This is a genomic window from Bacillus sp. FSL R9-9530 (genome assembly GCF_038008145.1).
Lineage (GTDB): Bacteria > Bacillota > Bacilli > Bacillales > Bacillaceae_G > Bacillus_A > Bacillus_A mycoides.
Genome location: NZ_JBBOYO010000002.1, coordinates 328,001 through 340,638 on the forward strand (window position 1 = coordinate 328,001; position 12,638 = coordinate 340,638).

9 protein-coding genes and 1 pseudogene are annotated in these 12,638 nt (G+C 31.7%); 8 read left to right on the forward strand and 2 right to left on the reverse strand.

The genetic code is table 11. The annotated features are described in order from the left end of the window. Nucleotides 1-70: 70 nt before the first annotated feature. A pseudogene (locus tag MKX66_RS30970) lies at nt 71-234 on the reverse strand (replication-relaxation family protein); the annotation flags it as partial. Nucleotides 235-1,017: 783 nt separating this feature from the next. On the opposite strand from MKX66_RS30970, the gene MKX66_RS29445 reads away from it, so the two are divergent. Continuing rightward, a complete protein-coding gene (locus tag MKX66_RS29445) occupies nt 1,018-1,440 on the forward strand; it encodes a hypothetical protein (RefSeq protein WP_341088019.1) in 423 nt (140 codons plus the stop codon). 4 nt (nt 1,441-1,444) lie between these two features. Beyond that, complete coding sequence (locus MKX66_RS29450) at nt 1,445-2,899, forward strand: cell division protein FtsZ (protein ID WP_326996328.1); 1,455 nt, start codon at nt 1,445-1,447, stop codon at nt 2,897-2,899. Between the two features lie 34 nt (nt 2,900-2,933). On the opposite strand, the gene MKX66_RS29455 is transcribed toward MKX66_RS29450, so the two are convergent. Continuing rightward, nucleotides 2,934-3,674, reverse strand: coding sequence for a hypothetical protein (locus tag MKX66_RS29455; RefSeq protein ID WP_002069459.1), 741 nt, complete (start codon nt 3,672-3,674; stop codon nt 2,934-2,936). A gap of 2,089 nt (nt 3,675-5,763) precedes the next feature. On the opposite strand from MKX66_RS29455, the gene MKX66_RS29460 reads away from it, so the two are divergent. From MKX66_RS29460 to MKX66_RS29485, 6 genes are all read left to right on the forward strand, one after another. Continuing rightward, nucleotides 5,764-6,906: a hypothetical protein gene (locus MKX66_RS29460; protein ID WP_341088021.1), complete on the forward strand. Its 1,143-nt coding sequence runs from the start codon at nt 5,764-5,766 to the stop codon at nt 6,904-6,906. 706 nt (nt 6,907-7,612) lie between these two features. Then, nucleotides 7,613-8,566, forward strand: coding sequence for a hypothetical protein (locus MKX66_RS29465; RefSeq protein WP_326996330.1), 954 nt, complete (start codon nt 7,613-7,615; stop codon nt 8,564-8,566). Nucleotides 8,567-8,585: 19 nt separating this feature from the next. Next, a complete protein-coding gene (locus tag MKX66_RS29470; RefSeq protein WP_341088024.1) occupies nt 8,586-10,079 on the forward strand; it encodes a hypothetical protein in 1,494 nt (497 codons plus the stop codon). 16 nt (nt 10,080-10,095) lie between these two features. Then, the gene (locus MKX66_RS29475) at nt 10,096-10,545 is read left to right on the forward strand and encodes a hypothetical protein (RefSeq protein ID WP_341088026.1); all 450 of its coding nucleotides are present in this window, start codon (nt 10,096-10,098) and stop codon (nt 10,543-10,545) included. A 25-nt stretch (nt 10,546-10,570) separates the two neighbouring features. After that, entirely contained in the window at nt 10,571-10,966 is a 396-nt protein-coding gene (locus MKX66_RS29480; protein ID WP_001181740.1) for a DUF4320 family protein, read from the forward strand. A gap of 194 nt (nt 10,967-11,160) precedes the next feature. Next, the gene (locus tag MKX66_RS29485) at nt 11,161-12,567 is read left to right on the forward strand and encodes an S-layer homology domain-containing protein (protein WP_341088162.1); all 1,407 of its coding nucleotides are present in this window, start codon (nt 11,161-11,163) and stop codon (nt 12,565-12,567) included. Nucleotides 12,568-12,638: the final 71 nt, after the last annotated feature.

Genomic DNA, 12,638 nt, shown 5'->3' on the forward strand with positions numbered 1-12,638 from the left:
TTTCTTTCTGAATCAACGGCACGGTATAAATACGTTCATGGGCTCTTTACCTTAATATAGATTTCATAGACTCCCCATTCACTAAACCATAAAACTACATAATAAATTTTGAGATACCGTCTTTTGTTCATATGAAAATAATGGAGTAAAAATGTCAGAACGATCGAAGTAAACTTCTCAATCATTTTAACCTACAAAGTGTTTAACGAAATAATCAAGTGATTTTGTGGATATGAAATTAACAATCTTCCCTAATAGATTTTTAGGAATGACTGAAATTGATAAGAAATTGGATTCACATGCAGCACCCTTGTTTTTACTGCATACACAGTTATGCGAATTAATAACAGGGTTAAGTGAAGAAATGCATTGACATAACATTAACAATCCCTTTTCTAACAAGAGATGAATCATGTAAAAGCAAATTGTTAATGAAGGAAAAATGAAGTATGAATTTTTAAAGAAACTTAATGAAAGCTTTTAATCAATATAAATAGATGAGTGCAATGTTAATTATTAAAATACAGAACTTTTCCCTCATTATTATATAAGCGGTACATATAAGTCTTATACATGCAACTTATATGTACCGCTTACTTTGTAGTGTTGATGTGAAATTGATATATATATAAGAATGAAATTTATTGATATATATAGTGTTTAATGTACGCTGTATATACAAAGTGTATATATAAAATGCACAAGGTTTTGGGTTGATAATTTATAAGTTTTATTTTAAAAAAATAGAGCTATTTTTTGATATGTTCATTTCATGTAGTCATGATAGTAAAGCAATCCTTGTTAAAATGTGAATTACATGAAGTGTAAGATTGATATATCATATATACGCTTTATATATACATCGTATATATGAACCTAGGTAAAATACAGATTGCTTCTATTACAAGACTTATAAGTTCTATATATAAGTTTTATATAGAATGACTTGATATACGACGTATAATGATGTACTATGTTTCTAGGAATAATTAACCAATGCTTTAAGGGGGGGACAACTTGAACGAGGTTTTAAGTGAAAAATATCAAACAATCAAGTTTGCAGATGAAGTAGTAAACATGTTTGCTGATATTCTTGAACAAGACGAGATACTATACAGTGTATTTCTATACATAGGAAACGTAGTAAACAAACAATTTCAAGAGACCAAATATATGAGGGGCATATCCATTAATGAAATAGTGGAAAATGTAGTTATTGACAGGAGAGTAAAGAAAACAAAAGGAAAATCTTATTCATTAGAAGTTGAACGTACAAATATATCAAGGCGTTCAGCTGAAATAAGTGTGAGTACATTATCATCAATGTCTTTAATTTATGAAAAGACTATGCACCCATATAAATTTTTAATCTCAACTTATAGAGGACAACAAGTACTTATTGAATTAGGGAAAAGAAAAAAAGTGAATAAGGAGAGATAAAATAATGGCAAAAAACTTCTTGAAGAATGAAGTAGCAGTTAAAATGACGATGATTGGTTTTGGTCAAGCTGGTACTAGAATGGTAGATAAATTTGCGGAATATAAACATACAGACGGAACAGCAGTATATAACTGCTTAGCGCTAAATAGTAATGATGGGGATCTAGCCGAACTAAAAAATGTACCAAAAAGCAATCAAGTTTCACTTAAATTAGGTGGTTTAGGTAAAAACCCTGAGCGTGCGGTAAAGGTTCTTGATTCAAATGATGACGCAAAAGAAAAATTAAAAGAATTTATAACTGAACGTGTAAGACCATCTGATGAACTTGTTTTGTTTTTTGCAGGACTTGGTGGAGGCACAGGAACTTCTACAATCATTAAGGCCATTGAAGAGTTTTCGGCTTTTCATAATAAGCCAGTAATTAGACAAGAATTACAAAAAGTTGCTCAGCAATACCCAATGGCTGAAATAAAAGCAAATCAAGCGAAGTTTACAAGAATCGCCTTTGAAAATGCTATTGAACGCAAAGACTTTATAAAAATGGGGATTGTTGTAACACTGCCTGTCCGAGCAGATGGGCCAGATGTATTACGACAAGTAAATAAATTTTCACAGGAGATTTGGAAATTAGCAAATGATAAATCAAAAGGTGTAGCATTTGTAGTATTTGCTGATAACCAGCACTTTTATGATGAATTTAAGAAATTAAATGAAAATGAGAAAAAAGGTATTGCCAATTCACGAGACTATGCAAATCAACGCATTAGTGAGATTATTCATGAGTTAAATACTGCTGCCAATGGATCTGGTACATCTGTAATACTTGATTCTCAAGACTTTAAACGTATTTTACTTGAGAAAACGGGCTGTTTAGTTATTAATAAGGTTTCACGCAATATGAACCAGATAGAAAATAGCCATGCAATTATAGAGATGTTCCAAGAGTCATTAAGAGGAAGCTCATTCCATCCTCCAATTGATTTGATGAAGAAAAATAACGATGGTTCTGTTGAAGCGTCAAGAGTACATCATTTTGGCATGCTGGCTATCTTAGATGAGCAAAAAAACATTGATGATTCCTTTATGGATGATGCTAAAGTAGAAGTTTCAAATAATCTACCTATAAATGGTACCGTTTTTAACGGGTATTTAGTAAGTAAGAATGATTTCTTAGGAAGTGTATATACGTTCTATAAAACTGATGCATTACCATCAAGGTTATCTAAAGGTTTAGTTGAAGAATTTAATGAGTTTAAAGAAAGACAAAGCCAAATTCAGTACACAAAGTCTCAAATTAGTACAATAGAGAATGTAGATGATGATGACGACTTAGGCTTTGCATTTGGAGATTTTATTGATATGGGTAGTGATGAAGAAAATAAAGATGCTGGAGCAAATGAAGATGATGAATTAGCGGATTTTCTAGATCCAGATAAGATGTTCGGTACTACAAAATAACGAAAAAGTCTGGAGAAAGATCCAGACTTTTTTGTTATTCCACAGTATTCATAAGAGATTTTATATAATCAATAATATTATCCTGTATGTACTGCTCAATGAAGAGTTGTTTTCTACCCAAATCTTCCTCTTTTTTAAACCATCCTACTTTTCTAGTACGCTCTTCTTCAGGTTTACTATTCCACAGGCTTTCGGCTTGTTTTCTTAATTCCTGACGTGCTCTATGCTCAATAATGAAATTATCCAGTCTATCTTGGCGTTGGCGTAATTTTATGGTTTCTACATCTTCTGGTTGTGGTAACTGCTTTAGTATATTTTCAACCCTTTCTTCATAATGAGATTCAATATGTTTTATTTTTTCCTCTAACTGCTTAGTTACCATTTTTTCGATAATTTCTGCAGCGGCTTGAAGGTTTAATTCGGTAGATACTTCATTTGTTTGATTCTCTGGTGAAACTGGTCTTAAATCAAACTGGTGTGGTAAAAGGTCAATAATGGCATCTAAAGACCATTTTTCATCTCTTTTTTGTTTTATAAATAGAGCAATTTCAAGATCTAACGTATTATAGAGTTTTTCGTTTGTGTTTTGGGTTCTTAAAGTTTCGTGAAGCCCTTTTTCCTCTAGAATGTTGAACCAATTATAAACAGTATTATGATGACGTCCGACCAGTTTAGAAAATTCAGTTATTCGCCATGCTTTTTCAAAAACAGTATCATTTAATATGTCATCATCATTAGTTTGATGGTCTTGTGATTCGTTTTTTTGGTCAATCACTGTAACTACCTCCTTAAAAATCACTCATAAACACCCGATTTGTAATTAACATGTGAACTGAAATTGACATGTTAGGCATTATTTCGATAATAATCATGCAAATCCCTACCTATTCAGTAATTGACATGAAATATAAAATTAACATGTAACTGAATGTTTGTTAACAAAACATTAACTGTTAACACGGAATATGCTTAATTTGTTGATATTACTGTTAACTCTAAGTGTCTAAATGATAATGTTCTATCGATGGAAATACCTATCTTTTATGTTAGTAAGATTAATGATAGTTGCCATGAGATTAACAAATCATGTCACTTAATATTAATGATAAGGAAATATAGGTGTTTTGTAAATAAGTTATAAGGATATAATTAAAGTATACTATGGAAAAACAAGCATACTAAACTAAGGAATTTAAATTATAATGTATAAAAACTAGAAAAAAAGGTAATAATACTACTACATTAGTATTGTTTGGTGAATTTAAATGTACTTAGCGATATAGGATCAGAATCAAGATAAATAAACTGTAAGAGTTAATTCCCACTCTACGCTACCATTAATGTGAAATGTACGAGTATCTTAATATGGTATAGGATAACTTGGTTGGATTTGCATAGTTAATTTAATACTAGTAGTTTTTAAACAGCTTAAAGACGTTATTTATCTAACATAAAACATCTTGTTTTTTAATAAAGGTGAAAAACATTCGATTCAGGGCAAATCTTGGTTTTGTATTGACATTAACATAGAATGTGACGTTGATATGAAATAAGTTGCATAAGAACAACCTCTCATCAGTGTTAATGTCTTATCAACTAAAACAATCACGGGCGCCTGCTGTATCTACGGTGGTCTTCCATATAGGGCACTTTCAATATAGAATGTTCAATAATCGCTTTGATTAATATGAAAATAAAATAAATATATAGTGATAGATTTTATAGAACACTTTAATATGAAGGTTAAATGTACTAAAGTTTCCTTCTGATCATCTAAACAAGTCGATCAATACCTTGTTGGTGTTAATTGATTAACTATGTGTGCAAATAACAAAGTGAATAAAGAGAATGAAATTAACATGTTGACCGGTTATTGAGGGATACTGTTAAGAATATCTATATTATTATCATTAACATGAAACTATAATGCTATTAACAAGAGATTGATATTTGAATACGATGCTATACTTATTGTTAATTTTGTATCAACTAAAAGGACAACTTGTTAAGGGTTTAGTTTCATAGAGTTAAGGGTGAATTTTGAAGCTCCATCGAAGTAGTGTTTATTTAGGTGAAATATATCAAAAAATTAATTGAGATTTGTTATAGAGGTTATTAATACACTGAAGTATGTATTGGTTTATAAGTTTTATTATATTTTGTTAGCTTTTAACTCTGGTGCAAGCCTGGGCAGGTTCTATAGGTATTTATAATTCTAGTCATTTAGAAGGGTTTCTTATAAGGTTGCTAATGCTGTCAAATGAATGTGTGTGTATACTTGTCCCATTGTTAAATGTTGATATGAAATCAACATTTAACAATGGGAATTTCATTACATGTTAATGTCAGTTGATATGTTAATGTGAATGCGTTCTCTGGAATGAGCTTTAATTGTTTACATAATATTAATATGGGAGTTAATTATGTACTAAGTAGTTTTGAAAATCCGGCTGTATATAAAGGTTGCAAGGTTTTGGTGCAAAACACTAAAGTTTTTTGCAAGTAATCTCCTAAACTTGGACATACTGATAGTGTTACGCTAAAAAGAGTGTGGTTGTTATGGGGAAAGTCTGTTCAAATGGAAATGATAGGAAGTCGAACGCATATTATTAACAGTAAGAAGATATCTACGGTACAACTTCTAATTAAACCAATTATAGGTTTTATTTCTTATAAAACTTAAATGAGAAAATGTATTGACATTTTAATTTTATAAAGATAATCTTATACATGAATATCAATTGTTTAAGAATTATATACAAATAAGTAAATAAAAAAATTTGCTAAACGGACACACCGAAGGCGCATTACCTGCCAGCGGTGTGTCTTTTTTGTGTTTTTTGGGAGGGGAGTAAAAGAAAACTATGAATACGCAAATGACTTTTTCCCAACAGAACTTTAAAGTACATGGGGTTAAGTTTTTCGATGGATTATTGAACATCGTAAAACTAGAAAATGAACGAAAAGAATTACCATCTTCAGCTTTAGCTACTTATATCTTGCTTCACTTTGAATGTAATGATATAGGAATGCTACCACGTGAATTTCAAATCATGGATCTTGCTAAGAACAGTGGGATTCCCTACACAACAATTTATACGGGGTTTCAAGTTTGCTTGGAGCGTAAGCTCGTAAAAGAGACACCTGTTGGAAATCGTACTGTATATGAGGTTGTAGATTATGCCTTGTATAACCATACTGTTGCAGAAACTACAAAAACTACAGATATATCACTATCATATTTCCGAATTCCATTTCATCTTATTCAAACAACTATACTTAGTAGTCTTGTAAAGGCTCGTGATAACAGAGGGATTATGTTCCTATTAGAATTAATAAATACTTTTTCGAGAAAAATTGGTATGGAGCATTATAAGCACCAGATTCAAGAGTTCGAGATTACAAGAAGAATGGGTTTTTTAAAGGATAAATTGAATCGTAATGCAAAGAAGGTACGACAATACATAGAAATTTTAAAACCAATTGTGCAATTTACAGCAATTGATTCTAAGGAAAAGAAGTCTAGCGACTCTCGCATAGCGCGTGTTAGAAAACAGGTGAAACAAGTCATCATTGAAAAGTTCAATGTGGTGTTTTCTTCAAACTGCGTAATTGAGAATGATAAAAAAGATTTACATAGGCCAGTAGCGAAATGCAGAAAGGAAGCAGTATCTCGTTTAAAATATATGGGACAATCATTACGAAAGAAAGATCGTGAAAATATGATGATTGCATTTAAACAGGAAATTGTGGACATTGCTGCATACATGCCAACAAAGGAAAAACAAAACGAATTACTGATTACCGCAATGACTTATGCATTAGATCAGGTTGAAAATTATACGAAAGAGCAAGAAATATTCTCTATTCCTGCATTTATGCGAGTACAATTTAGAGAATCCTGGACTGATTTTACGGAAAAAAGCTTGTCTGTAGAAGAAAGACACGATGTAATGATGAATTATTATAATCAAAATGGTGCCTATCCAGACTTCATAAAATCTTAAAAAATATAGTAAGCAGCAGCCCTTGTTAAAAAATCACATAAAAGCAAGGGTTATTTGGCATGTTCTTTAATTTGAGGACATGTTTTTTTGTTAAGGAAATGTCTTTATCGGCACTTTTACGTAAATATATAAACAGTTTATGCAGCTTTTGGATACGATTCATTTTGTTTATAATTCGATTCAATACTTGTGATTATCTTAATACTATATATTAAAACCTGTGAATTCTTAGTAATATGATATGTAGCTTCTTAATTTGTGTTTTTTATGATTCATTACTTGTATGTAATGGGGATAGTACGATATGTAATTTGGTTTATTATAAAAGAACGTATGGTATATAAGGATTCATAAGCACTTGTATTTTCTCTTTATATTTAATAATTGAGTTTAGTTATATATGATTCTTGTATTATTTATATAAAATACTTGAATATATTTTTATTTGAAATATTGTTTTCTTTAGATTAGATACATAAAAAATACGAAAAATATAAGTGAATATATTAGCATTAGGATTTTTTGAAACTGTTGACTTTTAAAATTCAGAGATGTATTCTAATACATGAACAACAATTTACTAAGAGAAATATACAAATTAATAGATTCATTCTTTAGCTAAACGGACACACCGAAGGCACATAACCTGCCATCGGTGTGTCTTTTTTTATGTATTAATAACATTTGAAAGGGAGAAATCAGAACTATGAATGAAATTGTAAGCATGAGTAAAGAGAGATTTGCAAAGTATTGTGAGGATAATTCAATGTTTGAAGAAAGTATTAGTCGTATCATTAATCATTACTTTTTATTGTTAGGTAACAAAGCTAATATCCTACAAGAAAGGGAGTTTAATAACGAAGTTGAAGAAAAGAAATTTAAGAACAATGTAAAGCGCTTTGAAACTCTATTCCCAGCAGCAGCCAAGAATGCATTTTTAAAAGGATATCAACTATGCCTTGAGTTTGTACATCATCCTGAAACCCACATTCCAGAGGAGCTATATACTGATTCGAATCTTATTAAAGATATTCCTTTTGCTTTAGTTAATGCATCTGAGTTTGAATTATATGAAATCATTCGAACAGATGAAACACAGGAATTTAGTGTATTTGCAATACGAACATTTGAGGGGATTCGTCCATTACTAGAACAAGTATTTTGCGAAATTGCATTTGCTGGCGCTGAATGCGCGTTTGAACACGAACGATTGGAAAAAGGATTGGAACTAGTAAATGGGGATACCACTACTTTAACTAAAGTTCCTGTAGATCGTCTTTTTGCAATTACGCCTTCAGTAAATGGAGTTGTTGTGCATGCGGAAGAACATTGTGAGATTTGGAATCTAACTTGGAATAGCGGAGTAACGATAGACAATCCTTTCATTGAGCTTGCAGAGGTTACATTTATTCATCAAACAAGAGATATGATTCAAAAAAGCATTGAAGATGGTGTTTTATACTACAGAATTCTTTATCTCGATACACCATTAAATGAAATTCAAGATCGACTGGAAATACGAATAAAACTTAATTCTGATTTTGAGGCACCACGACCATTGGAGCAAGTTGAAGTGGAGTATATTCTGAATGAGATTTTTGGGAAGATTCATCAACAGGCGCAAATTCCAATTGAAAACATGATTTTAATCCAACGCTAAAAGTTAAAGGAGGTCTACCATGGTCAAAAAAATTGTATTAGCCATCAGTGATACTGTATATACGGCATATTTACGAGAAGATTTTGTTGGCGCGGGATTTGAAGTGGCTGATAGTGATGTGATGCATATTAAATATCTAGATGAAATTCTAGATACGGAACAACCCGAGATTCTATGTATTAATGACAAACGATTAAATATTGATGCGGGACAGGAAGATAAACGTGAATTGATTATCTTACAGAAGTTAAGGGATATACGTTTTAATCGAGATATTCGTATTGTAGTTTTTACAGAACGTGAAAATGATGATGAGTTTTTGGCGAAACTGATTTATCTAGGTATCTATGACATTTTCAACTCTCGTAGAATTGATATTGATAATAAAGTGATCCCGCAGTTGCTACAGGTGTCGGATATTAAGAATGTAGCCAAGATTGTTGGAGCAAGTCAGGCACCGCAACAAACGAAATTACCGGACATTCCTGCTGAGGAAGAAGAGGAAGTGCCAAGTGACTTAGAGGAAGGACGCAATGATGAATCTGCCTCTAAGTCAAAAATATTTAAAAACAAACAAAAACGTAAGTCTGTACAAGAGGAAACGGTAAAAGCACCAATAATTAAAAAGCAATATAAATTATCGTTTGAACCTGTATATGAGAAGCAGATTGGTATAGCAATTCCAAGGAAAACAATTGTTGTGGCCAGTATGAATAGGAGAAGTGGAGCTACTTTTGTTTCACATCTCCTAGCTGCCTATTTGAATGAACTACAGATTGATGTGAACTATATAGAGAATCTATACGATGAGGGATATACGTATCCACTATTAAAGGGCTATACAGAAGCACCAGAAAATTATCGCAGCGAGTTCATGTTACAGCGCTATAAAGAGATGTTACAGAAGGAATCCGATATATTATCGATTCCAAAGTGGAAGCAAGGAAAGATAAACTTTATCGTAAAGAATCCGATTGTGGACCAAGAATTGAAAAATGAAACAGAGCAGGATTTTGACCATTTTATTAAGGTCTTATTGGGGAACCAAGAAGCACCTATTTCTATTATTGATGCAGGGAATGATTGGGACAAAGATTTATACCATGAGATATGCGAAATGGCTGATTACATATTCTTTGTAGCGGAGCCAGATCTTCATCAAATGTTAAAGATAGCACACCCTCTTACGCAAAAAGAAAGAAAGTTAGTTTCCTACTTAGCATTAGAGAAAACAAAAGTAATTGGGAATAAATTTTCATCATCATTGTTAAAACACGAGGTAGTGGAAGAATGTTTAGGACAGAAGTTATTAGCAGCTATACCACCTTATGGAATTGAGAATGTATTTGAAGCACAGTTAAATAGTAGCACTTTGCTATCAAGTCGTAACTATTATAGAGAGTTAGAAGGAATAATGAAGAAGATAGCAGAGTTATTACTACCAAATGAATTATTGAACCAGAAGAAAAGCTCCATTTTAAGCGGATTTAGATTCCGAAAGACTGAAAGTTAAGAAGGGATGATATAATATGCAAAAATTTATTATAGGTGCTGCTTCAGTATTATTATTTGTTGGTTGCCTGTTTTTAATGACAGATATGATTATCGGAGATACAACACACTCAGATAATAAGTCTGCTTTAGAGCGTGCTGGAAGTGTAGCAATGGATAAATCCGTAAAAGTTGGTGTTTTACGTGCACAAGAAGAAATTGCTATCGATCCAGAAATTGCAAAGAAAGAATTTGAAGAATCCTATAAACAAAATGCAATATTTAAGGACCCAGCGTCAAAACGTGATTTTTCTGTACATGCTGTACAAGAAAACCCAGCAATGATTGCAGTTGAAGGAGATGCGGAAGCTGCTAGTTATACTAAACAATTTGATGAAAAGAAAGGCAACATTAAGAGTAACGCAAAACACATATTTATTTATGAAGCAGATTCTGACAACAAGAAAGCTGGAGGAAACGTGAAATAAATAGGAAAAAGTAGGTGTGTAAGAAATGCAAAATACAGTAACAACAGCGCTTTTTCTAACGCTTTCTTTATTATTGATAACTCTTATACCAGAAGGTGTACTGTATGGAATGCAGTTAATAAAGGCACATGATTTTGCTTCTAGTACAGTAGAGTTAGCAGAACAAACAGGTGGCTTTCAGTACACGTATGAAGGGAAAAACGTAAATCTAATTCCTGATATAGAGAAGAAAATGAAAGAGCAGAATATGGATGGATGGAAATATGAATATACAAAAGGGCGCGTAGATCATAATCAGCCATTGAATTTTAAGATAAAAGCTGAACATCACTTCTTTATTTTTAAAATGATAGGGATAGATAGTGTGAAAGCACCGATATGGGCTAACAAAGATGGAATGGGACAAATCTATTTCCGTTGAAAATATCAATATGTATAAAAAGAGGTGAAAAACTATACTGAAAAGTGTAGTTTTTTTACTAGAAAAATATATTTATAAATAAATATATAAAAATACTTTACAAGCCTATTTCTATATGGTAATATTTTCCATATAGAACAGCGGTTATAAAAAACGTTAATTTGTTAATTTATATGTTAAAGTATCTGGATTTTATATTTAAATTCGGTACAATAAAGGAATCTATAAAAAAACTAATATACTTGGAGGAACAAACAATGGCTAACAAATTTTTAAAAACAGCAACAGCAATAACAATTATGGGAACATCTTTATTAGGAGCAGGAGCATTTACAGCGAAAGCCGCTGATAAAACAGATTCACTAAAATTCAATGATGTTCCAGCAGATCACTGGTCTACGAAAGCAATTTATGATTTAACAAATCGTAAAGTGGTGCAAGGGTACGGAAATAATATCTTTGGTTTTGGTGATAATGTCACTCGTGGGCAAGTTGCTCGTATGATTTATATGTACGTAAAACCAGCGGATGCAGATGCTAGCTTCAAAAATCCATTTACTGATATTAAAGGACATTTGTTTGAAAAAGAAATCTTAGCACTTGCTAAAGCAGGACTTGTTAATGGATTTGGTGATGGGAAATATGGTCCAGATGATATTTTAACTCGTGAACAAATGGCACAAGTACTTACAAATGCTTTCAAATTCAAAGCTACTAAGACAACATCGTTTACTGACATTGATAAAAACTCATGGGCATTAAAAGCAATTAGTGCATTAGAAGAAAATGGCGTTACTATTGGTACAGGAGGTAAGCTGTATTCACCATATACACATGTAACCCGTGAACAATATAGTCAGTTCTTATATAACTCTATTAATGCAGTTGAAAAAGAAACAAAACCAGAAGTAAAACCAGACCCAAAACCTGAAACGAAACCAGAAGAAAAACCAGAAGTGAAGCCAGACCCAAAACCTGAAACGAAACCAGAAGAAAAACCAGAAGAAAAACCAGAAGTGAAGCCAGACCCGAAACCTGAAACGAAACCAGAAGAAAAACCAGAAGTGAAGCCAGATCCAAAACCTGAAACAAAACCAGAAGAAAAGCCAGAAACAAAGCCTGAAATTAAATTGCCAGTAGGGTTAAATGAAAATTTAGCAACTAAAGATATGGAATTTAATCAAGAAGCTTTTAACAATAACGTTACTGTTCAAAAACAAGTAACCAAAGAGGGGCAAGATATTGTTAGCTCTATCAACAAAAAATATAATACTAATTTAAAGTATAGCGATGTTGGAGTATATGTAAAACTTATTGATAAAGATATGTATTTACCAGCAGGTTCAATTGGATCACAATTCTATGTTGATGCAACAGATAAAAATAACTTTGAAATCGCCTTCTTATATAATAATAAAGCAACGGTAGAATTAACTAAGAAATGGGTTACTTTCATAAACCCTGAATTAAATTTAGATAAAGAAATCCAAGAGACAGTAGATGCTCAAGTGATTAATAATTACACTACTCAAAATCATAAAGTTCGTATTGGACATTCAACTGCTGATAAAATGATGTATATTCAAGTACAGAGTAAATAAAGTAATTGTAAAGAGAAATATAATTTGCTAGAATCAATATATAGTTTCATATACGGATTTTAAAATTACGT

Bases quoted from the DNA above. Each gene is read 5' to 3' on its own strand.
- MKX66_RS29450 (WP_326996328.1), top strand. From the start codon at position 1,445: ATGGCAAAAAACTTCTTGAAGAATGAAGTAGCAGTTAAAATGACGATG.
- MKX66_RS29460 (WP_341088021.1), top strand. From the start codon at position 5,764: ATGAATACGCAAATGACTTTTTCCCAACAGAACTTTAAAGTACATGGG.
- MKX66_RS29465 (WP_326996330.1), top strand. From the start codon at position 7,613: ATGAATGAAATTGTAAGCATGAGTAAAGAGAGATTTGCAAAGTATTGT.
- MKX66_RS29470 (WP_341088024.1), top strand. From the start codon at position 8,586: ATGGTCAAAAAAATTGTATTAGCCATCAGTGATACTGTATATACGGCA.
- MKX66_RS29475 (WP_341088026.1), top strand. From the start codon at position 10,096: ATGCAAAAATTTATTATAGGTGCTGCTTCAGTATTATTATTTGTTGGT.
- MKX66_RS29480 (WP_001181740.1), top strand. From the start codon at position 10,571: ATGCAAAATACAGTAACAACAGCGCTTTTTCTAACGCTTTCTTTATTA.